We start from the raw sequence: 23,425 nt of genomic DNA, 5'->3' as shown, positions 1-23,425 counted from the left end.
CTTGAAGTGTTGCTAGATAAAATGAGTCTTACAAACTTGTTATTTTGGATAAATAATGCTCGGAATATTATGACTGTATTTAAATTAAATATTCCGAGCTATTTTAATATTAAAAATAAATTATTCATAAAAAACATTCAACATCGGTAGTTTTGTATTTTTGTCATATTCGACTTTAACATAATCAGACTCTACAGTTTTGCCTCCACGTAAAGAACCTGTTATTGATATATCTTTTCCTTTTCGATAACACTTAATATTGACTTGCTCTTTACTTTCCATATTTATAGAGCATTGAGGTTCATAGACATAGCCTGTAAATGTAATTGCACCTCCTGAATAATTATTACTAGCATAGGTGAAAGAAAAACTTGAAAGGATTATAGCAATAGCAGATGTTAGCAAAGATAAACATTTCATAGTCCACCCCCCTTAATAACACAAGCCACTATTATTAGTGCTTTTGTGTTCTTATTTCAGTGTGGTTCAAATATCGGCAATGCAAAATAAAAAATGAGAATATATTGAATGTTTTTTTATTGAATTTTATATGTGATTGATAATTACGTGTTTTTGTATTTCATTCTAATTGGGGGTTAAAAGGCAATGAAAGATGAAGGAGGAGAGTAGAATTGAAAATGTATCTTTTAGTTAAATGTTATTAATAGTTTTTCAATAATCATTGATAAATCTAGTTAGTTTGGATTAAGTTGCCATTTAATATTTTTGACACATTTAGAATTATTAGGTATCCCTGATGATGACGAAAATGTATTAACTTAAATTAGATTGAAAAATAACCTTCCCACAAAAATATGCAGTAGGAAGGTTATTTGAAAGTTTTGTATATTATTTGAAAACTTTAAAACGCACTTCGTCAGCCATAAAGTCTTTATCACCAGCCGGCGCATTAATTGAGCCAAAAACAAGTTGTGCACGTAATATCCAGTTAGCTGGCACATTCCACGTTTTTTGCACATCATTATCAATTAACGGGTTGTAGTGTTGTAATGAAGCACCAATATTTTCTTGTGATAATGCCGTCCATACTGCAAATTGTGCTATACCGCTAGCTTGTTCAGACCAAATGGGGAAATTATCTGCATATAATGGGAATTGTTCTTGTAAACCAGTCACAATATCTTGATCTTCGAAGAAAAGAACCGACCCCGCACCAGCAGCAAAACTATCAATTTTTTGTTCTGTTGCAGCAAAAGCTTGTTCAGGAACAATTTTACGTAATGCTTCTTTAGTTATGTTCCATAATTTTTTATGTTCCGCACCAAATAAAATCACAACACGTGAAGTTTGGGAGTTAAAGGATGATGGAGAATGTTTTACTGCTTCTTTAATCAATTTTGTAACATGCTCTTCAGACACCGGCAAAGCATCGCCAAGGTTATAAATAGTACGGCGATTTTTAATCATTTCGATAAATGCATTAGACATTTTGGTCTCCTAGCTTTTCATTAGCGCACGGCATTATTATGGAATAAATTTAAGAAGCCGTAGTTTGTTTCAATGGTTATTACTATAACGGGCTAGAGATAAAATCATAGAAAAAAAATTTAACGATAAGGTTCAAAATTTTGATTTAAGTTTTAAATATTATTATTTTCAATAATATCAATTGATTAGGTGTTGTTTTTGTTGATCGTAGGAATATTATGGAATATAAATAGGAAAAATAAATTAAATTGAAAGAAAAAAATTGAGAGAGTAGAAAGACCATCAATAATATATAAGTTCAAAAGAAAAACCCAATGGGGTGGCGTAAGACCCCACTAGGTAAAGTGATAAATAATTAAGCTCAATCTAGCTAGTTAAGGCCTTTGGTCATTTAAAATTTTGAGCCACCAAAGTTATCATTGATATATTTTTTGACTCATTCAGTGTGGTACAGTTTTGTTGGTTTAGCAAATTTAAGGTCAGCTTATTGCTCGTTGTTACAACCAATAAGCTGATACTATGGTTAATTGTTTTGTCATGCTCTCTCTGTATGGCTTAGCCTAGGATTTCAACAAATTAAGTGTGTACTCACTATCATAAAGGCAGTCAATTTACCCGGTACTGTGCAGGGAGTTCGCTAAAGCCAAGCCCATTGGCCTTTTTTACTGCAATTTGAACGGGAATGCGTTCTTTCATTGCTTCAATATGGCTAATTACACCGATGGTTTTACCAGATGCGTTTAAACTTTCTAATGCATCAAGAGCAATATCTAAGGTTTCAGCATCTAAAGTGCCAAAGCCTTCATCTAAAAAGAGTGATTCTAATTGTGTGCGGTTACTCACCATGTCCGATAACGCTAGTGCTAACGCTAAACTGACTAAGAAACTTTCCCCTCCAGATAAGGTTTTAATATCCCTCACGGTATCAGCTTGCCAGCCATCGATGACTTGCAACTCAAGGTTAGACTGATGATTCCGCTGTAATAAATAGCGGCCATGTAGTTTATCAAGTTGTTGATTAGCAAGAGACACTAAACAGTCTAAAGTCAACCCTTGTGCATAACGACGGAATTTATCCCCTTCGGCGGAACCAATCAGCCCACTTAAGTAGCTCCAATCATCATAGCTTAATTGGCTTTTTTCTATTTCCTGTAGCAAACCTTGCTGCTGCTGGCGTAGTTGCTTGTCCATCCCTAACTGGTTAATAATTTGGCCTTGTTCTTGGTTTAACTGTTTAATTTCTTCATCAAGAGCAATAATAGTGGTGTGTATTTGCTCTTCAGGGATATCAGAAAAACCCGTAATCACTTGTTGCTTTAGCGCTTCTATCGCGAGTTGGCATTCTTTATGGCGTGTTTGATTTTGTAAAAGGTTTTGATTGACGCGTTGCTTTAATTCTTCTAACAGTTGTTTTTCCTCTGAGGTTAATAAAGCATCGAGGAATTTTTGTTGGCTGCTAAATGGGCTGTTCTCCAGCGCTTGTGTGAATTGCGACTCAGCCTGATCCCGCGCTGTGGTGGTCTTACGGGTTATCTCAATTAATTCTTGGTAACTTCCATTCATTACAGAAATTGCATTATCAATCTCATTGAGTTGCTTATGCAGTGCTTCCTGTGCTTGGGAAAGCATTTCCTGTTTTGTATTCAATCTCTGAATATATTGACTCACAGGGAGCCCTGAAAGGTGTGTTTTTCGCAAAGTAGATTTCTGTTCTAAATCGATTTCAATGCGTTTTAATTGATGTTTATCGTTATCGAGCTGTTGGTTAAGCTTGTTTAGCTGGTTGGACTCTGATTGTAATGTCGCATTACTAACATCAATTTGTTGGCTGAGTGTTTGTGCCAACATTTTTTGAGTATTAAAAAACTCACCCCGTTGAGTGACTTCAGTTAGCCATGTATCAAATGTTTCGCTTTCCGGTAATTTGAGGTCAAAAGGGGCTAATGCTAATTGTAGTTGACCTATTTGTTCGCGTTCGCGCTGTTGTATCTGGCATTGTTCTTTTTGGGTTTCATCAAATAACTGTGTTTGGTATTTCAGGCGTTCCTCGATTAATAATTGGTCAGCCTGTAATTGGTTAAAACTGGCTTGTAGTTCATGTTGCTGGTGTTTTGCTTGTTGGTATTCGTGTTCCAACGTCGCAAAATCGGCAACGATTTTTTGTTGGGAGGCCAGTTGGCAAGTCAACTCATCAATTAATTTGGTTACGGATTGTTCGTTCTGAGCAAGTTTTGGTGTAAGTGCTTGCTCACATGTTTTTTGCCAATGGTGAGTAAGTTCTTCTAATTGCGTTTTAACTTTCTGCTGTTGCTGTATGTTTTCGCTTTGGCGTTGGTTTTGTGTTGCTAATAATGATACCAGCCCAGCATGGTGTTGTTTGAGGTTATCCAGTTTTTCGGTTAACTCGTTCAACTGACTTTGTGTTTCGCTCAGATGAATAGATTTATATTTATCGACTGCTGGGTGTTCAGTTGCTCCACATAATGGGCAAGGTTCACCGGCGATAAGGTGTTGGCGTTCATTTTCTAAACTGACAATTTTCCGCTCTAGCTGCAACTTTTCATTTGTTAGTTTAATGAGTGGGGTTAACTCATTAATTTTTACCTTGGTTATATCTAGCTCTTTTTCAGATTGAGCGAGAGCTTGTGCTATTTCAGCTTGCTGTAGGTGGTGTTGCTGGAACTGTGCCTGAGTTGCGAGGTATTGGGATAACATTAATGGCAGCAACTTAGCGTGTTGTAGGCGGTTCTGTATTTGCTCAATGCGTTGAGTGTTAACCTTAATGTCTTGTTCTTGTTTGCTATTTTTGTAGCGTTCTTCTAATTGACGAAATACCGCCGTGTGTTGTTCTAGTTCGGCACGTTTTTGGGTTAGTTGTTGTGAGTGCTGTTGGTTGTTTTTTTGTAATTGCTGAGTTTCATGTGCGAGCGTTTGTTGTTTTTGAGTTAAATTAGCCCGTTTGTCGGCTAATTCAAAGACAAACTGGCTCTGTTGTTTCCAACTACCTATTTGCGTATGAATGTCGGCATCTTTATGTTTTTCTTCTAAAAATATATGCAACTGCGCTAATTCTTGGGTTGCGCTTTGAATATGATTTTGTGCTTCAATGACTTGTTGTTGCTTCAGCGTAAAAGAAGCCTGCTGCTCTGTTATTTGTTTAGTAGATTCAACCTGTTGCTGCTTTAATTGCGCAATTTGATTGTCAAGTGGGCGAACAATTTCCTCAATGAGTTGGTGCTGTTGTTTCGTGAAATTAATATGTTGCTGATAATCATTTTGGGCTTGTATTAATTTTTGTTGAACAGGGGTTCGTTCACCTTGTTTTATCGTTAAGGCATTATGCAGACGAGTTTGTTTCTCCATTTGTTCAGTGAGTAGTTGCTGTTGGCGCTCGATATCTTGCCATAAGGGGCGAAGAAGCTCTGCTGGGCTATTGTCAGCTAATTTTTTCAATTGGGGTTGTGCATTCTCTAGCGCCAACTCAGCATTTTTTAATTCGCTGTCTAATGATTGCATTCGTTGAGTGAGCTGATGGAATTGCTTCCACCAATTAATGGCTTGCTGGTGGTGGTCACGCTTTTGTTTGAGTTGCGTTTCTTGTTGTAATAGCCCTGTTTGTTTTTCTAGCAGTGATTGATGTTCAGATTCGCTAAGTAAATTAATAGCTTGAGCTTTAGCTTTCAGTAGGTCTAAATCAATTTTGGCTTGCTTATGTTGATTAAAAATATATATCGAGATTTGGCTATAGATTTCAGTGCCAGTAATTTCTTCGAGTAAGTCGGCTCGTTCTTTTTCAGATGCGTTTAAAAAGGCGGCAAAATCCCCTTGGGAGAGCAATATAGATTTAGTAAAGCGTTCATAATCTAGGCCTGTAATTTGGGCGATTAAATCTTTTATTTCAGTTATTTTTACTGTCAGTATTTGGTTGTCAGCAACGGTAGCGAGTTCTGCTTTTGGTTGTTGTAGATTCCCATCGGGTTTGCCTCCTGCCCGCCGTTGGCTCCAAAAGGCACGATAAGCTTTGCCTTTTACCTCAAACTCGACCTCTGTTAGGCACTCTCCAGTATGACGGGTCATTAGCTCATTTTGTGAGTTAGAAATGGTCTTTAAGCGAGGAGTTCGATGGTATAAAGCTAAGCAAATTGCATCAAGTAGGGTGGTTTTACCTGCACCTGTTGCGCCGGTGATCGCAAATAACCCATTGCTAGCAAAAGGCTCTTGGGTAAAGTCGATTTTCCATTCACCTTTGAGGGAGTTAATATTTTTTAGGCGTAAACTTAAAATTTTCATATTGCTCCTTGCTACTCTTGGCGTAATGCGTCGTAAGATTGTTTAAATAGTTGGATAAGACGCTGCTCACGTTCAGGGTCGTCTAATTCCCCTTCAGCCAGACGACGTAAGAAAACGTCCTCGACACTGAGTTCACTCAGAGTTTCATTAGCTAAAGTGGTTGATTGCCCTTGTCGTAGTTTACGAGCGCGACGTAGCAAAACAATTTCAACGGGTAGGTTGTGTGTTAGAGATTCAATACGTTGTTGAATATCAGCAAGGTAATCTTGGGAAGCGACCTCGATATCTAGCCAAACGGGCTTATCGCCTTGGTAATTTCCCCATGCTTCGAGTTGTTTTTCTATGTCTTTTAATGACCCTTTAATGCTTTGCAGTGGTTGAATAATAGGGATTTCTAGTTGTGTGATTTGAGTGAGTTTAGCGCCATTGAATTCGACCAAACAAATACTTTTTTGCTGGGATGTCTCATCAAAACTTAGTGCGATGGGGGAACCACAGTAACGAATATGTTGGTTCCCGCCAATAACCTGAGGGCGATGAATATGCCCAAGAGCGATATAATCTGCGGGGGGAAATGCCCCTGATGGGAAAGCATCTAAAGTACCGATATAAATATCACGAACAGAATCCGTTAAAGCGGCACCGACAACGGTTAGGTGCCCTGTTGCGATAATAGGAAGATCTAACCCCATTGTTGTACGCTGTTCAAGGGCTAGTTGATAACTGACTTGGTAATGGTTATGGATCGCTGTTTGCAATGATTGTTGTTTTTCTTCAATACTTTGCCCCGCAATACTTAGTTGAATATCGCGTGGTCGCAGAAATGGAATTGCACACACTAAAGCGGCTGGCTGTGACTGTTTATCGCACAAGGTAATAACATTGGGTTCACTACTTGAAGTTATAACGTGAGTATTAAGATAGCTAAGCAATGCGCTAGACTCATTGAGCACAGAGACGGAATCGTGGTTGCCACTTAATATCACTAATTGGCACCCTGTTTTTTGCAAATTAACAATAAACTTATTGTATAACTCACGTGCATAGCTTGGTGGGGAGCCTGTATCAAAAATATCGCCAGCAACAATGATGGCATCAACTTGGTATAATTCGACTTGTTCAACGAGCCAATTTAAGAAGTGTTGGTGCTCAGGCGCACGGCTTTTGGTAAAAAAGTACTGACCAAGGTGCCAGTCAGAAGTATGAATAATGCGCATGAGTAATCAATTCCTATCATCATTAAGAGCTATGAATATTCTACAAATCAGTATACCTGATCCCGCTAATTCATAGGGGAAAGTCAATTAATTTCTCATCTATTGCGGAAATATTTCACTTAGATGACATTTAACCGCTAAAATATAGAGGAATGTGTACTATATAGATTGATATTCATAATTCTGTCATAAAAGTGACGCATAATGCGTTCACATTAAAAATGTCTTCTTAGTTTACAGGAACAATCATGGCAAGACGCATTCTAGTTGTTGAAGATGAAGCGCCCATCCGAGAAATGGTTTGTTTTGTGTTAGAACAGAATGGTTTTCAGCCTATTGAAGCTGATGATTATGACAGTGCCATCGCTCAGATGGTCGACCCTTTACCTGATTTAGTATTACTTGATTGGATGATCCCCGGTGGTTCTGGTATCCAAGTGATTAAACACATGAAGCGTGATAGCGCCACGCGTGATGTTCCAGTCATGATGTTGACGGCTCGGGGAGAAGAGGAAGATCGCGTAAAAGGTTTAGAAGTTGGCGCTGATGACTATTTGATTAAGCCGTTTTCCCCAAAAGAATTAATTGCCCGAGTGAAGGCGATTTTACGTCGCATTTCACCAATGGCAACAGAAGATATTATTGAAATGAATGGGTTAACGCTAGATCCAACTTCCCATCGTGTGACCAGTAATGAGACGCCTATTGATATGGGGCCGACAGAGTATAAGCTCTTACATTTCTTTATGACCCACCCAGAGCGTGTATATAGCCGTGAACAGTTATTGAATTATGTCTGGGGGGCTAATGTGTATGTGGAAGATAGAACTGTAGATGTGCATATTCGGCGTTTGCGAAAAGCGTTGGAAATTGGTGGGCATGATAAAATGGTTCAAACTGTGCGCGGTACAGGTTATCGTTTCTCGGTTCGTTATTGAAAACTACCTAAAGAGAGGCATGCGTGCTTGAACGCTTATCCATTAAACAGCTGATTTTAGGGCTGTTTTTATTTATCTTACCAGCACTGATATTATCAGTTTTTATTGGCCACTTACCTTGGCTATTGGTGATATCACTGCTGGCCGCGCTGGTTTGGCATGGGTATAATTTATTAAAACTTTCCTATTGGCTCTGGTTAGATAAAAGTATGCTGCCACCGGAAGGGCGTGGAGGTTGGGAGCCTATCTTTTACGGTATCTACCAGATGCAGCAACGTAACCGTAAGCGCCGTCGTGAATTAGGCCAATTAATTAAACGTTTTCGAAGTGGTGCTGAATCCTTACCTGATGCGGTAGTCATGATGACAACCGAAGGGACGATTTTTTGGTGTAATCGTCACGCCCAAGCTTTACTGGGTTTTCGCTGGCCAGAAGATAATGGCCAACATATTTTTAATTTGTTGCGTTACCCTGATTTTAGCCGTTATTTTTCCATTAAAAATTACGAGCAAGCGCTAACTATTGAGCTTAATAGTGGTGAGATTGTTGAGTTTCGTATCTTACCTTATACCGAAGGGCAGCTATTGATGGTGGCACGAGATGTCACAGAAAAACGCCGTTTGGAAAAGGCTCGTAGGGATTTTTTTGCGAATGTAAGCCATGAATTACGTACTCCTCTTACCGTTATTCAGGGTTATCTTGAAGTGATGGATGACCAAGAAGGGGTACCTGCAGTTAATAAAAAAGCCTTGCATGTTATGCAAGAGCAAACTCAGCGGATGGATAATTTAGTTAAGCAACTGTTGCAGTTATCCCGTATTGAAATTGCCCCACAAATCAACCTTGATGAACAAGTTAATATCCCATTGATTCTCAAAATGATTGAGCAAGAAGCTCTGAGTTTAAGTCAGGGGCGTCATCAGTTTGTGTTTAATATTGATGAAAAACTGCGGGTTCATGGCAATGAAGAGCAGTTACGTAGCGCGGTTGCAAACTTAGTGTATAACGCAATAAGTCATACACCGGAAGGGTCAAAGATTTGGGTTGATTGGCAAAGAAATTATAGTGGTGCACGTTTTAGCGTGAGGGACAATGGTCCAGGTATCCCTGCAGAACATATTCCACGCCTCACTGAGCGGTTTTATCGGGTAGATAAAGCGCGTTCACGGCAAGGTGGCGGTGGGACAGGTCTTGGGTTAGCTATCGTCAAACATGCGGTTCAACATCATAGTAGCCAATTAGTGGTGACTAGCCAGATTGGTAAAGGGAGTGAATTTTCATTTACTTTACCAACGGTGTTAATTGTTGATGATAAAAACCTTAAAAAGTCATAAATAATTCCACTTTATTAATAGAATCAAAATATTAATAAAGTGGATTCTTTTTATTAATCGATTGATTAATTCTATTAATTCATTTTTTTTATATTTTATCCCACCAACTGTTCATTTTGAAAAAATATATCCTGAAAATTATCGAAATATGGGGGTGACAAAATGATGGGTTGTTTATTTTTCGAGCAAATCATATAACGGGGATTGTGATTTTACTGAAAGGAATCACTGGTTCTGAAAATTAGTTTAGTGATTTACTCTTGTTTTCACGTTTGCTATTGCCTTTTTGCCCTATAAAAGTTCTACTTGTTGTCAGTTATTGGCGAATTTTTCTGTTTATTAATTTTTCATTTTGTCAAATGCAAAAGAACATACCTTTTTGTATTGTTAATAGTATGTTTCTCAGAATTCTATCTCGCTATATATATTTCAAAGGGTTGCTAAGTGTAAACCCATAACTTTCTATTTTCGTCACTAAAAATTAACATAATATGGCTCATCGTTTATCATCTAGAGATATCATCGCATTAGGTTTTATGACCTTTGCGTTATTTGTTGGGGCTGGGAATATTATCTTCCCGCCTATGGTTGGTTTGCAGGCAGGGGAACAAGTTTGGACGGCAGCACTTGGGTTTCTTGTTACAGGTGTCGGTCTACCCGTTTTAACCGTTATTGCCCTTGCTAAAGTGGGTGGGGGGATTGAAGCTCTTAGTACCCCAGTGGGGAAAACGGCAGGGTTACTACTCGCGGTTATTGCTTATCTATCTGTCGGCCCTCTTTTCGCTACACCAAGAACGGCAACAGTGTCCTATAAAGTCGGTATCGCACCATTATTTGGTGGTGAATCTGACATGTTGTTACTGATCTACAGCCTAGTGTACTTTGTCTTAGTTATTGGTATTTCACTGTATCCGGGTAAATTACTAGATAGCGTAGGGCACATCTTGGCCCCTGTAAAAATGCTTGCTTTAGCTATTTTAGGCGTGGCTGCGGTAATGTGGCCTGCAGGCGACCCAATCCCTTCAACGGTAGATTACCGTGAAATGGCTTTCTCCAATGGTTTCATTAATGGTTATTTGACCATGGATACTCTTGGTGCCATGGTATTTGGTATTGTCATTGTTAATGCCGCCCGCTCAAGGGGGATTGAAAACTCTTCGTTATTGACGCGTTATACGATGTGGGCAGGTTTAATTGCTGGGGTATTATTAACGCTGGTTTATTTATCCTTATTTAAACTGGGCGAAAATAGCGGTTCTTTAATCCCTAACCCAGCAGATGGTGCAGATATTCTGCATACATATGTACAATACACTTTCGGTAACTATGGCAGTTTCTTCTTAGCCGTATTAATTTTTGTGGCGTGTATGGTTACTGCGGTTGGTTTAACCTGTGCATGTGCAGAATTTTTTAGCCGCTATGTATCTATTTCTTATCGTAAATTAGTTTTGATCCTAGGGGTTTTCTCCATGGTGATATCAAACCTTGGTTTAAGTAAACTAATTGCGTTTTCATACCCCGTGTTGGTCTCTATTTATCCACCATGTATTGTTTTGATTTTATTGAGTTTTACTCTGAAGTGGTGGAAGAATCCGACCGTGGTTATTGCCCCAACCATGTTAGTTAGTTTTGTTGTTGGTTTAATTGGCGCAGTTAAAGCCTCTGATCACTTAAAAGTGTATATCCCTGAGTGGATGACAGCAATGCCACTGTATAAGCAAGATTTAGTATGGGTATTGCCAACAATTGTTGTGTTAGTGGTTGCAATTTTGTGTGATAAATTTGTGTCACCGGCGGCGCAACATAAACAAGCGTAATCTAATTCACATGCTGATTTTTAGCTAATAAGACAAAGAGGAAAATACATTTTATCCTTCTTTGTTCGCAAGTTTAAATGCCCCCGTCATTATGGCGGGGGCATTTTTTTCAGGTATTAGTCAACCCCAACGGCACTCCCAGCAGGGCGTCGGACATCGTTAGAGCCATAAATAAAGCCTTCACGTACTTTTCCTGAAACAGCAGAATCATTGCCTGATGATTTGGCACTGACGCCAGCTCCTTCTGGAATGGCGACCATAATCAGCTCAGCTGCGCCCCAAGGGGTTTGTTCAACCATCTTGTAACCCATTTTATCAAGCAGGGCTAAGCTATCTTTAGAGACACCTCTTTGCTCATAATACACTTCATCTGGTAACCATTGATGATGGACCCTCGGTGCATTAACAGCTTCTTGTGGTGGCATACCGTGGTCAATAATATTTAATGCTGTTTGTAAGGTGATAGAAATAATTCTTGAGCCACCAGGCGAGCCTAATACTAAGAATACCTTGCCATCTTTGGTCACAATGGTTGGGCTCATTGAGGACAGGGGGCGTTTACCCGGAGCAATAGAATTGCGCTCACCTTGTACTAAACCATATAGATTTTTTTCTCCCACTTTAGTCGTAAAATCATCCATTTCATCGTTAAGAAAGAAGCCTGTCCCCGGTGGGATCACGACAGAACCAAAGCGACCATTGATAGTATAAGTAGTTGAAACTGCGTTACCTTTTTCATCAACGATAGAATAGTGTGTCGTCTCTGGTTTTTCGTGTGGTCCCATACCCGGTTGAACTTGAGTTGATGGTGTTGCTTGGTTAGGTTTTATTTCCTTACGTAATTCTTCCGCGTAAGTTTTACTCAGTAGTTTTTCTGTTGGGTTATCTACAAATTCAGGGTCACCAAGGAAGGTATTTCTATCCATATAAGCATGGCGCATAGCTTCAGTTAGCGTATGGATATAATCCGCAGAATTAAAGCCCATTTCTTTGAGGTCATAGCCTTCTAAAATATTGAGGGTTTGGCAAATGGTAACGCCTCCAGAACTTGGGGGTGGCGCCGAAATGAATTTATAACCTCTATATGTACAGCTAATAGGGGTTGTATCTGTGATGGTATAATCTGCAAAGTCTTTTGCCGTCAAAATACCACCATTTTTCTTTGAGGCTTCCTCGATAATTTTGGGGATTTCTCCCTCATAGAAGGCGGAAGGCCCATTTTTAGCAATTTTTTCTAGGGTATTGGCTAAATCACTTTGCACTAATAAATCGCCTGGTTGATAAGGGCTACCATTAGGTTTTAAGAAGATACGTGCGACTTCTGGGTCTTGTTTAAAACGCTCAGTGGTTGTGTCTAACACATCGGTATCTGCACGGGTTAGTACAAAACCTTCTCTAGCTAATTTGATAGCAGGCTCCATCACCTGTTGACGGCTCATTGTGCCATATTTTTCTAAGGCGTAGTCTAAGCCTTTGACCGTTCCCGGTACACCGGAAGCTAGGTAGCCATACAGGCTGGCATCTTTGATTAACTTACCCTCTTTATCGAGATACATATCAGCACTTGCTGCGGCAGGAGCGGTTTCTCTAAAGTTGATAAATAAATCTTTTCCATCTGCCAAATGAATGGTCATAAAGCCGCCGCCGCCAATATTACCACAGCATGGGTTCACAACCGCTTGGGCATAACCGACAGCAACAGCTGCATCTATCGCATTACCACCAGATTTGAGGATATCCGCACCAATCTGCGAGGCTAAATGTTGGGATGAAACAACCATGCCTTTCTTGGCTTCAACGGCCGGTTCTGATGCGGCAAAGAGTTGAGTTGAAAATAATAAGGAAAGTAATAAAGCAGCAGGGCGTAATGATGTTCTGATCATTAGTATCTCCCAGTTAAGGTAAGGTTTGATGTAACACAAATTAATAATATGAATGATTTGTTAATTATTTGTGTTTTTAATGTATAGCATACAATAGTGCGGAATGTTGAATATTTGAGTTAATAAGTGTTAACTTGGTAGGGTTATTTATGAATAAGCAGGGATTAAATATGGATAGGAAAAGGGCTCAAAAAGAGCCCGTAAAGTATATTATTTTTTGTTAAACAACGACATGTGGACCCAGCCATTATTGGTTAAAATGAGAGGGCTTTGTTGTGCACGCTCAGCATGTGTTTGTGCTGATTGAATTTGTGGGTAAGCCGCCATCACTTTTTCATTTTTAGCCCATGGAGCCACATCTTCCAGTTTTTGGGTATAGTTGGCTATAGAGATTTTCTGCCCACCGCGTTCAGCGGGTTCAGTAAAGTTTGTGACTTCATTGACGACTAATTTGCCAGTGCAAAAGCTACCGCGTCCCGAAAATTGAGATTGTTTTTCGTCGTAGAATTTCTCACCTTCACTAGTCAGCGTATATTCAACCCCTTCGCCAGTATGTTCCCCACTCCACATGTCTTTCATGGTGACTTGTTTTTCAGCTTTAGCTAGCAAGCCCGCATCAACTAAGGTATCGAGTTGTTCAATATTACGAGCGCTAAATTTCGTGATAAAGCCTGCTGGCATTTGACCGACATTGATGCAAATAACTTTTCTAGTATCAAGGTAGTCTTGGATGGATTTTTTGAAGTTACTTTCAGATGCGGTTTGGCTGTTGTCACAGCCAGCAAGCAATGCACTGATAATAGCCACTGAGGCTGCGAGTTTTAAGTTCATTTTCCTATACCTAGTTTTCGTTATTTTTATTTAAATTAAAGATGCGATAGTTTAATTGGAGCATCTAAAAATGATGAATTTGTAACTAAATGTCGCTAAATGTAACCATATTATAAATGGAGTAGGGTTTACAGTAAGAATGAGGGGGGAAAGTGAGGTTTTGGCGTGATTTGGGAACTTTCTGATGTAATGATATGTAGCGAATAATGGGGATTTTAGGCAAATAAAAAGCGGGCATCTGCCCGCTTTTTAAAAACTCATATCACTGATTACAGTTTGGTAGAGTTTTTAGTCAGGTAATCAGCAACGCCTTTCGGAGATGCATTCATGCCTTCTTTACCTTTTTCCCACTGAGCTGGGCATACATCACCGTGCTCTTCGTGGAATTGTAAAGCGTCAACCATACGGATCATTTCATCGATGTTACGGCCTAATGGTAGGTCGTTAACTACTTGGTGGCGAACAATACCGTTTTTATCGACGAGGAAAGAACCACGCAGTGCAACACCTGCATCCGGGTGTTCGATGCCGTATGCTTTAATGATTTCACGTTTGATATCAGCAACCATCGGATATTTAACTTCACCGATACCACCGTTATCTACAGGGGTTTTACGCCATGCGTTATGAACAAACTCAGAGTCAAAAGAAACACCAACCACTTCAACACCACGTTTTTTGAATTCTTCGTAGCGGTGGTCAAATGCGATCAGCTCTGAAGGGCAAACGAAAGTAAAGTCCATTGGCCAGAAGAAGATGACAGCTGGACGACCGTTCAGGTGGTTTTTCAGGTTGAAGTTATCAACAATTTCACCGTTACCTAAAACAGCAGCAGCAGTAAAGTCAGGGGCTTGACGTGTTACCAGAACCATAATTTACTCCTATGAGTTTGAATTAAAGGTTTTTTGCCCTTATCCATTTTTAATCTAAACGGATATTTAGGACATAGACTTCCAAAAGAATAAGGAATTATCTTTTGATAATAAAGGCATTTAAACCAATTATTGTGATAGGTTTTGCCTATCAATCATAATGCTTTATGAAATTAATATCAATAAGATAGTTTTATTCCATTAAAGTGCAAGCTTTAATTTATTACTTTGTATTAATTGTGACATCTTGTACAAAAAAATGTTGCAGCGCGTTTGCCATCATTTGTGGGTAGAATTGGAAGAAAATATTTTCAAGCTGATTATATTGCAATAAAAAATCATCAAATGAACCACTTAGCGCCCCCAGTTTTGGCCGCCTTCTGGCCATACCATTGAGTGATTTGCCTATATAGTTTTTATCTGCATAACGAATTAGCCAGTGTTGTGGCCACAAGTATTCATTTAACTCTTGGAATTTTTCAGGAGTATGACACAGTTGAGGTTCAATTGTTTTTCGGCAATAGCGCACAAAATCTACTAGTGGCAGAGTCGGTTCAAGAGTTGACCAATGTAGCGATAAAAAATGATCCCAGACTAAATCTAATGTAATAGGGGCAACACGGCGGTACTCATCACGAAATAGGCCTTTCGCTTCTTTGACTAGCGGGTGAGTGTCGGTGACCCTATCGACGGTTCGGTGCATAAATATACCCGCGACAATCTCAGGTGAGTATCGCCCAGTAGGGTTACCGCGGACGTAGTCAGCCATGATGTTACCCAATAGGGAACTATGGGCGATATGAGCGAGGTGTAGGTGTGCTAAATAATTCACTTTAAAATGTCCGTCGTCTTTCAAACCACTGGGGTGTTAGCTTTGTAAAGCCACCCGAATCACATACTCATGTATGCTCATCGGGATATCTTTACTTGCTGCCTACCTGTGATTCGAAACCCATAGGGCATGTAGCGCAGCTTAGCTAACTTTTTGATTGCTCAAACTATAGCAGTAATTACGTTTAATTCGAAACTTACAGGGCATGACTTGAAATGGAGTAAAAAACCTTTCTTAATTTGCAGCTTATAGGTATCAGTATTGAGAAACAAAAGAAAAAAGATTGAAATAAATTTGTCATGAAATCTTAGCAAAACAGAAATAATTCATTCTTTGAATGGATAAATAGTGCGCAGAATTTTTTGCTAACAAAATATTTGTTAAATAATGGCGAATATTTATACTATTTTGCGCTTATTTCTTGCGCCAAAGGCGGTGCGGCACTAGACTAGTCGCCTGTTTTTTTAGATTGATGTCAATACAATGCGTGTTTCTGATTTTACTTTTCAATTACCTGAAGAACTGATTGCCCACTATCCACAGGCGGAACGTAGCGCTTGCCGCTTATTAAGTCTGGATGGAAGCTCGGGGCAGCTAACGCATGGTGTTTTTACAGATGTTCTAGAAAAATTGGAGAAAGGGGATTTACTGGTATTCAATAATACCCGCGTGATCCCAGCAAGGTTGTTTGGTCGCAAAGTCAGCGGCGGTAAAATTGAAGTTCTCATTGAGCGTATGTTAGATCAACACCGTGTATTGGCCCATGTTCGCGCATCAAAAGCACCGAAAGAGGGGGCTGAACTGTTGTTGGGTGAAGATGAAAGTGTCAAAGCCACGATGATGGCGCGTCACGGTGCCTTATTTGAACTGCGTTTTGATGATGAACGGGATGTTTTGAGCATTTTAAACCAAATTGGTCATATGCCATTACCCCCTTACATCGACCGGCCTGATGAAGAAGCGGATAAAGAGCTTTATCAAACTGTGTATAGTGAAAAACCGGGGGCTGTAGCAGCGCCAACGGCGGGTTTGCACTTTGACGAGCCTTTACTTGAAGCTTTGCGCCAAAAAGGCGTTGAAATGGCATTTGTTACCTTACATGTCGGCGCAGGTACTTTCCAACCTGTTCGTGTTGATACTATCGAAGATCACATTATGCACTCCGAATATGCGGAAGTGCCACAAGATGTGGTTGATGCGGTATTAGCCTGTAAGGCGCGTGGCAATCGCGTTGTTGCTGTAGGGACAACGTCTGTGCGCTCACTGGAAAGTGCGGCTAAAGCTAGCCAAGATGCCTTGATTGCTCCATTTTTTGATGATACCCAGATTTTTATTTATCCCGGGTATGAATATCAAGTGATAGACGCACTTATCACTAATTTCCACTTACCAGAATCAACATTAATTATGTTAGTTTCTGCGTTTGCGGGATATAAAAATACTATCAATGCGTACAAAGAGGCGGTTGAACAAAAGTATCGTTTCTTTAGTTACGGTGATGCTATGTTCATCACACCCAATGCGAATGCACCATTCGAAAAAATTGGGGAATAATCAGTTCGAGCGGTGGCGTTGGCTGCTAGCTTAGCAAATTAATATTATCGACAGCATCAGACTGTTTTTCTGATGCTTGGAGGCAAACGTGAAATATGAATTACAAACGACTAGCGGCAATGCACGTCGTGGTCGCTTAGTATTTGAGCGTGGTGTGGTAGAAACCCCCGCGTTTATGCCAGTAGGCACCTACGGTACTGTAAAAGGCATGACACCTGAAGAAGTAAAAGAAACGGGTGCTCAAATTCTTCTAGGGAATACTTTCCACCTGTGGCTGCGTCCAGGGCAAGAGGTCATGAAGCTCCATGGTGATCTTCATGATTTTATGCAATGGCAGGGGCCGATATTGACGGATTCAGGGGGGTTCCAAGTCTTTAGTCTTGGCGCTATGCGCAAAATTAAAGAGGAGGGCGTGCATTTTCGTAACCCAATAAATGGTGAGAAAATTTTCCTAAGCCCTGAAAAATCAATGGAAATTCAGTATGACCTCGGTTCAGATATTGTGATGATTTTTGACGAGTGTACGCCATATCCGGCAGATTGGGATTACGCAAAGACATCAATGGAAATGTCGTTACGTTGGGCTGCTCGTAGCCGCCAACGTTTTGACGAATTGAACAATAAAAATGCACTATTTGGCATTATCCAAGGCAGCGTTTACGAAGATTTACGAGATATTTCAGTTAAGGGGCTGGTGGAAATTGGCTTCGATGGGTACGCTGTAGGCGGCCTAGCTGTAGGCGAACCAAAAGAAGATATGCACCGCATCTTAGAGCATGTTTGCCCTCAAATTCCGGCAGATAAACCACGTTACTTAATGGGGGTGGGCAAACCGGAAGATTTAGTGGAAGGTGTTCGCCGTGGCATTGATATGTTTGATTGTGTGATGCCGACACGAAATGCACGTAATGGGCATTTATTTGTCACACATGGCGTGGTAAAAATTCGTAATGCTAAGTATAAATCAGATACATCGACATTGGATGCCGATTGTGACTGCTATACTTGTCGCCATTATAGCCGCGCTTATTTACATCACCTTGATAGGTGTAATGAAATTCTTGGTGCAAGGCTCAATACCATTCATAATTTACGTTATTATCAACGTTTGATGGCCGGTATTCGCCAAGCAATCGAAAATGGAAAATTTGAAGAGTTTGCGAAAGATTTCTACCAGAAGATTGGTAAACCCGAACCTTCATTAAATATCGAGTGAATTTAAGTGCGAAATGCTACTAATCTGTGTAGCATATCAATCTGATACTTACCATACTTTGAGGCGCATGCGCTTATTAGCTTTATGTAATTCGAAGTATTTATAGAGTATATTTTTAAATTGCTTTCAATAAAACAATGAGGAAAGTTGAATGAGTTTTTTTATTTCTGAAGCAGCAGCGTCAGCAGGTGCGCCAGCGCAAGGTAGCCCATATACTATGGTTATCATGCTTGTTGTTTTCGCTCTGATCTTCTATTTCATGATTTTGCGTCCACAGCAAAAACGTGCGAAAGAACACCGTAAATTGATGGAATCTATCACTAAAGGTGATGAAGTTTTAACAACAGGCGGTTTAATCGGGCGTGTGACTAAAGTATCTGAAACCGGTTATGTGGTTCTTGAACTGAGTGAGAACACAGAAGTAACCATCAAACGTGATTTCGTTGCTGCTGTTTTACCTAAAGGCACAATGAAAGCAATTTAATTCTGATTCTCCCGAAGGGAACTGCCGTGCTAAACCGTTATCCTTTGTGGAAGTATCTGATGTTGATCTGTGCGATCCTCATCGGTCTGCTTTATGCGCTTCCAAACCTATATGGTGAGGATCCGGCTGTTCAGATCACTGGCGTGCGGGGAACCGCCGCCAATGAACAAACGCTGATCCAAATCCAAAAATCGTTACAAGATGATAAAATTCAGAGCAAATCAATCTCTCTGGAAAATGGGGCAATTTTAGCCCGGTTCAACAACTCTGATGTTCAGTTACGTGCTCGTGAAGTGATCATGAATGCACTAGGTGATCAGTATGTTGTTGCATTAAACCTTGCACCTGCGACGCCTAAGTGGCTTGAAATGATCGGCGGTGAGCCGATGAAGCTCGGCCTTGACTTGCGTGGTGGGGTTCACTTCCTGATGGAAGTTGATATGGACACTGCATTAGGTAAATTGCAGGAACAAAACATGGATGGTTTACGTAATGACCTGCGTCAAGAAGGCATTGCGTACTCTTCTATTCGTAAAGGCAATGATTATAGCGTTGAAGTCCGTTTCCGTAACGCAGATGATCGTAGCCAAGCAGAAAAAGCACTAGCACGTAAATATCCAGACTTAGTGTTTAGTGATGGTAGCGACAACACGATGATCGCTGTGATGACCGACGAGCGCTTACGTGAAGCTCGTAACTATGCGGTTTCTCAGAATATTACCATCATCCGCAACCGAGTAAACCAATTAGGGGTTGCTGAGCCACTTGTCCAACGTCAAGGTGCTGACCGTATTGTTGTTGAATTACCCGGAATTCAAGACACCGCTCGAGCAAAAGAGATTTTAGGTGCTACAGCAACATTAGAATTCCGTTTGGTGAATACCAGTGTTGATTCATCCGCTGCTGAACGTGGCCGTGTGCCAGGTGATTCAGAAGTGAAATATGACCGTGAAGGCATGCCTTATGTACTGTATAAGCGTGTTATCTTAACGGGGGATCATATTACGGATTCAACATCTGAAGCCGATGAAAATGGTGCACCACAAGTAAGCATCAGCCTTGATAGTTCTGGTGGTTCTATCATGTCCGATTTTACGCGTGATAACCAAGACAAACTGATGGCAACCCTGTTTGTTGAATACAAAGACAGTGGTAAAAAAGATGCAGCAGGCCGTTCAATTTTAGTGAAAGATGAAAAAGTCATCAACGCGGCACGTATTTCGGCTCGCTTTGGTAGCAAATTCCGTATCACAGGCATCAACAATGGTACAGAAGCTCGTCAACTTTCATTATTGTTACGTGCGGGAGCGTTGATTGCGCCAATCCAAATTGTCGAAGAGCGTACCATCGGCCCAACTTTGGGTATGCAAAATATCGAACAAGGCCTGAAAGCTTGTATCGCGGGTCTATTAGCATCAATTCTATTTATGATTATTTACTATCGTAAATTTGGCTTGATTGCCAGTAGTGCGCTGATGGCGAACTTGGTATTAATTGTTGGGGTTATGTCTCTGTTACCGGGGGCGACACTAACTATGCCAGGTATTGCTGGTATCGTCCTCACCCTTGCGGTTGCAGTCGATGCCAACGTTCTTATCAACGAACGTATCAAAGAAGAGTTGCGGAACGGAAGGTCTGTTCAACAAGCAATTCATGAAGGTTATAAAGGCGCCTTCTCAAGTATTACAGACGCAAACTTAACGACATTAATCACGGCTATTATTCTCTATGCAGTGGGTACAGGGTCGATTAAAGGCTTTGCGATTACGACAGCGATTGGTGTCGCAACCTCTATGTTTACAGCTATTGTTGGTACACGTGCAATCGTGAACCTGCTTTATGGCGGTAAACGTATTAACAAGCTGTCAATTTAAGGAGCACGTTGTGGCACAGGATTATTCTGTTGAACAATTGAACTATGGTCGTAAAGTCTATGACTTTATGCGCTGGGACAACGTTGCCTTTGGTATTTCTATCGTATTACTGATCGCTTCTTTTGTGATTATCGGCCTCAAAGGTTTTAACTGGGGGTTAGATTTCACTGGGGGGACAGTTATCGAGATCAACTTAAGTCAGCCTGCTGATTTGGATAAAATTCGAGATAGCTTGTCTAACTCGGCTCATAAAGATCCATTAATCCAGAACTTTGGTAGCAGCCGTGACATCATGATCCGTATCCCGCCAATCGAAGGCGCTGCGGGTCAAGAGGTTGGTAAAGAAATTATCACCATCATTAACCAGAGTGTAGATGATAAAGCGACGGTAAAACGCATTGAATTCGTTGGGCCGAGTGTCGGGGCCGAATTAGCGCAAACAGGGGCTTTAGCACTGTTAACTGCACTAATTTGTATCTTGGTATATGTCGGCTTTCGTTTTGAATGGCGATTAGCCGCGGGGGCTGTATTGTCTCTCGCTCATGACGTGGTGATCACATTAGGTATTTTGTCTCTGTTTCATATCGAAATAGATATGACAATCGTGGCATCACTGATGTCAGTAATTGGTTACTCACTGAACGACAGTATCGTTGTTTCTGACCGTATCCGTGAAAACTTCCGTAAAATTCGTCGTGGTACGCCGTACGAAATCATGAACGTCTCTTTAACACAAACATTGAGCCGTACCATCATGACATCGGCCACAACGTTGTTAGTGGTTCTGATGCTGTATCTGTTCGGTGGCACTATGCTGGAAGGCTTCTCATTGGTTATGTTAATCGGTGTAACCATCGGTACTATTTCATCTATCTATGTGGCTTCTGCATTAGCACTGAAGATGGGAATGAAACGCGAGCACTTGATGCAGGCGAAAGTCGAAAAAGAAGGTGCAGACCAAGAGTCATTACTGCCTTAATTTAAAACTGGCTAAGCCAATTAGCACTTCAAATAGTTGGTGCCGTGAGTTGGCTGCAAACGAGTGATATCCCGAGGAGCATAATAAACTATGTGACTAAGGGTAGCGCAATGCAGCTAACAACACCCTCACAGCACGAAATATGAAGAGTTACGAGCACCCTAGAAGGCATCTTCTAGGGTGTTTTTTATTGCATAGTAGGGTAAACTATGTCTCCGTAAATAGATCCAGGAAACGTTATGCATTGTCCATTCTGCTCAGCTGTAGATACGAAAGTCATCGACTCGCGTCTGGTTGGTGAAGGCGCACAAGTCCGTAGGCGCCGCCAATGTTTGCTTTGTCATGAACGTTTCACGACCTTTGAGGTGGCTGAACTCGTGATGCCTCGGGTTATTAAAAGTGACGATGTACGCGAACCGTTTGATGAAGAAAAACTTAATCGCGGTATGCAAAAAGCGCTAGAAAAACGCCCCGTCAGCTCTGATGACATTGAACAAGCGATTATTTCAATTAAATCCCAGCTTCGTGCTACAGGAGAACGTGAAGTTCCTTCTAAACTTATTGGTAGCTTAGTCATGGATGAGTTAAAAAAACTCGATAAAGTCGCTTACATTCGTTTTGCTTCTGTTTACCGTAGTTTTGAAGATGTGCGTGAGTTTGGCGAAGAAATCGCTAAATTACAGGACTAACGCAAATGATAGAACAAGATGACATCTATATGGCTCGCGCTTTTGAGCTTGCACGAAAAGGGCGCTTTACAACATCACCGAACCCGAATGTTGGGTGTGTAATTGTACGTGACGGTGAAATTGTTGGTGAGGGTTACCACCAAAAAGCGGGTGAGCCTCATGCAGAAGTACATGCATTACGGATGGCCGGAGAAAAAGCTCAGGGGGCAACAGCCTATGTCACCCTTGAGCCATGCAGCCACCATGGTCGTACACCGCCTTGTGCGGAAGCATTAATTAATGCAGGGGTCAGTCGCGTTGTTGCTGCGATGCAAGACCCAAACCCACAAGTTGCTGGCCGTGGTTTGTATATGTTATCTCAGGCAGGGATTGAAACGCGTAGTAACGTGCTTTTAGACCAAGCTGAAGCTGCGAATCGTGGTTTCTTGAAACGTATGCGTACTGGTTTTCCTTATATCCAATTAAAGCTAGCAGCGTCATTGGATGGTAAAACAGCCCTTGAGTCAGGGGAAAGTAAGTGGATTACCAGTACTGCGGCTCGCAAAGATGTGCAGGCGTTTCGCGCACAAGCGAGCGCTATTTTATCCACTAGTAGTACGGTTATCGCCGATGACCCTTCTTTAACGGTTCGTTGGAACGAACTGCCAACGGACGTTCAGCAAATCTACCCAGAAGACCAATTACGTCAACCTATTCGCATTGTGCTGGATAACCATAATCGTGTCACCGCTAACCATAAAGTCACTCAATTAGCAGGTGAATGTTGGTTGGTGCGTTCTAATCCCGATATCGGCTGCTCATGGCAAGGGGATGTCGAGCAAATTAGCATCCCTGCACATGAAAATGGTACAGACCTCGTCATATTGATGATGCAACTTGCCAAACGGAATGTGAATAGTATTTGGGTAGAGGCAGGTGCAAAATTAGCAGGCTCATTGTTGAAACTAGGCTTAGTTGATGAATTAATTGTGTATATTGCCCCTAAATTACTTGGGAACAGTGCCCGAGGTTTGGTTGATTTACCTCCCCTCGATTCATTAATTGAAGCGCCAAAATTTGAATTTACTGATGTAGAAAAGGTCGGTGAAGACCTACGCGTCAGGCTTCATCCCGTATGGTAAGTGTGTTTTTTGAAAATCATACATACGGTACATGAAAGAATGTGA

The 23,425-nt window shown here is 40.9% G+C and carries 18 protein-coding genes; 10 read left to right on the top strand and 8 right to left on the bottom strand.

All coding sequences use genetic code 11. From position 1 onward, the window contains the following. Positions 1 to 120: 120 nt before the first annotated feature. The 4 genes from M1F14_RS20505 to sbcD all read right to left on the bottom strand — a co-directional run bounded on the left by M1F14_RS20505 (position 121) and on the right by sbcD (position 6,956). Complete coding sequence (locus M1F14_RS20505; RefSeq protein ID WP_048608407.1) at positions 121 to 420, bottom strand: hypothetical protein; 300 nt, start codon at positions 418 to 420, stop codon at positions 121 to 123. 429 nt (positions 421 to 849) lie between these two features. Next, the gene (locus M1F14_RS20500) at positions 850 to 1,449 is read right to left on the bottom strand and encodes a nitroreductase family protein (protein ID WP_042846961.1); all 600 of its coding nucleotides are present in this window, start codon (positions 1,447 to 1,449) and stop codon (positions 850 to 852) included. Positions 1,450 to 2,055: 606 nt separating this feature from the next. Next, positions 2,056 to 5,739 carry an SbcC/MukB-like Walker B domain-containing protein gene (locus M1F14_RS20495; protein WP_181469086.1) on the bottom strand — a complete coding sequence of 1,228 codons (3,684 nt, stop codon included), beginning with the start codon at positions 5,737 to 5,739 and terminating at the stop codon, positions 2,056 to 2,058. 11 nt (positions 5,740 to 5,750) lie between these two features. Further along, positions 5,751 to 6,956, bottom strand: a complete 1,206-nt coding sequence (gene sbcD, locus M1F14_RS20490; protein ID WP_048608403.1) for an exonuclease subunit SbcD — start codon at positions 6,954 to 6,956, stop codon at positions 5,751 to 5,753. A gap of 248 nt (positions 6,957 to 7,204) precedes the next feature. Here sbcD and phoB point away from each other — a divergent pair, with 248 nt between their 5' ends. The 3 genes from phoB to brnQ all read left to right on the top strand — a co-directional run bounded on the left by phoB (position 7,205) and on the right by brnQ (position 11,045). Then, complete coding sequence (phoB, locus tag M1F14_RS20485; protein WP_042846958.1) at positions 7,205 to 7,894, top strand: phosphate regulon transcriptional regulator PhoB; 690 nt, start codon at positions 7,205 to 7,207, stop codon at positions 7,892 to 7,894. A 23-nt stretch (positions 7,895 to 7,917) separates the two neighbouring features. Then, positions 7,918 to 9,228: a phosphate regulon sensor histidine kinase PhoR gene (gene phoR, locus M1F14_RS20480; protein ID WP_166685952.1), complete on the top strand. Its 1,311-nt coding sequence runs from the start codon at positions 7,918 to 7,920 to the stop codon at positions 9,226 to 9,228. Positions 9,229 to 9,719: 491 nt separating this feature from the next. Beyond that, positions 9,720 to 11,045, top strand: a complete 1,326-nt coding sequence (gene brnQ / locus M1F14_RS20475; protein WP_048608400.1) for a branched-chain amino acid transport system II carrier protein — start codon at positions 9,720 to 9,722, stop codon at positions 11,043 to 11,045. Between the two features lie 116 nt (positions 11,046 to 11,161). Here the strand turns inward: brnQ and ggt are convergent, their stop codons facing one another. From ggt to M1F14_RS20455, 4 genes are all read right to left on the bottom strand, one after another. Next, positions 11,162 to 12,928, bottom strand: a complete 1,767-nt coding sequence (gene ggt / locus M1F14_RS20470) for a gamma-glutamyltransferase (RefSeq protein WP_071547704.1) — start codon at positions 12,926 to 12,928, stop codon at positions 11,162 to 11,164. Positions 12,929 to 13,138: 210 nt separating this feature from the next. Beyond that, the gene (locus M1F14_RS20465; RefSeq protein WP_042846954.1) at positions 13,139 to 13,759 is read right to left on the bottom strand and encodes a hypothetical protein; all 621 of its coding nucleotides are present in this window, start codon (positions 13,757 to 13,759) and stop codon (positions 13,139 to 13,141) included. Between the two features lie 269 nt (positions 13,760 to 14,028). Continuing rightward, the gene (locus tag M1F14_RS20460; RefSeq protein WP_042846953.1) at positions 14,029 to 14,631 is read right to left on the bottom strand and encodes a peroxiredoxin C; all 603 of its coding nucleotides are present in this window, start codon (positions 14,629 to 14,631) and stop codon (positions 14,029 to 14,031) included. A 223-nt stretch (positions 14,632 to 14,854) separates the two neighbouring features. Then, a complete protein-coding gene (locus M1F14_RS20455; RefSeq protein ID WP_042846952.1) occupies positions 14,855 to 15,463 on the bottom strand; it encodes an ACP phosphodiesterase in 609 nt (202 codons plus the stop codon). Positions 15,464 to 15,946: 483 nt separating this feature from the next. Here M1F14_RS20455 and queA point away from each other — a divergent pair, with 483 nt between their 5' ends. The 7 genes from queA to ribD all read left to right on the top strand — a co-directional run bounded on the left by queA (position 15,947) and on the right by ribD (position 23,380). After that, entirely contained in the window at positions 15,947 to 17,017 is a 1,071-nt protein-coding gene (queA, locus tag M1F14_RS20450) for a tRNA preQ1(34) S-adenosylmethionine ribosyltransferase-isomerase QueA (protein WP_042846951.1), read from the top strand. A gap of 88 nt (positions 17,018 to 17,105) precedes the next feature. Continuing rightward, positions 17,106 to 18,233, top strand: a complete 1,128-nt coding sequence (tgt, locus tag M1F14_RS20445; protein ID WP_042846950.1) for a tRNA guanosine(34) transglycosylase Tgt — start codon at positions 17,106 to 17,108, stop codon at positions 18,231 to 18,233. A gap of 151 nt (positions 18,234 to 18,384) precedes the next feature. Continuing rightward, positions 18,385 to 18,717 carry a preprotein translocase subunit YajC gene (gene yajC, locus M1F14_RS20440; RefSeq protein ID WP_004905542.1) on the top strand — a complete coding sequence of 111 codons (333 nt, stop codon included), beginning with the start codon at positions 18,385 to 18,387 and terminating at the stop codon, positions 18,715 to 18,717. Positions 18,718 to 18,743: 26 nt separating this feature from the next. Further along, positions 18,744 to 20,591, top strand: coding sequence for a protein translocase subunit SecD (gene secD, locus M1F14_RS20435; RefSeq protein WP_071547706.1), 1,848 nt, complete (start codon positions 18,744 to 18,746; stop codon positions 20,589 to 20,591). A 10-nt stretch (positions 20,592 to 20,601) separates the two neighbouring features. Next, positions 20,602 to 21,570 (top strand): protein translocase subunit SecF, encoded by a 969-nt coding sequence (gene secF, locus M1F14_RS20430; RefSeq protein ID WP_042846948.1) that lies wholly within the window; start codon positions 20,602 to 20,604, stop codon positions 21,568 to 21,570. A 239-nt stretch (positions 21,571 to 21,809) separates the two neighbouring features. Continuing rightward, positions 21,810 to 22,259 carry a transcriptional regulator NrdR gene (gene nrdR, locus M1F14_RS20425; RefSeq protein WP_042846947.1) on the top strand — a complete coding sequence of 150 codons (450 nt, stop codon included), beginning with the start codon at positions 21,810 to 21,812 and terminating at the stop codon, positions 22,257 to 22,259. 5 nt (positions 22,260 to 22,264) lie between these two features. Further along, a complete protein-coding gene (gene ribD / locus M1F14_RS20420; protein ID WP_071547707.1) occupies positions 22,265 to 23,380 on the top strand; it encodes a bifunctional diaminohydroxyphosphoribosylaminopyrimidine deaminase/5-amino-6-(5-phosphoribosylamino)uracil reductase RibD in 1,116 nt (371 codons plus the stop codon). Positions 23,381 to 23,425 lie beyond the last annotated feature (45 nt).

The organism is Providencia sp. PROV003 (assembly GCF_045040775.1).
Lineage (GTDB): Bacteria > Pseudomonadota > Gammaproteobacteria > Enterobacterales > Enterobacteriaceae > Providencia > Providencia huashanensis.
The sequence above is the reverse complement of the archived record's forward strand: the minus strand, read 5'-3'. Positions and strand labels throughout refer to the sequence as shown.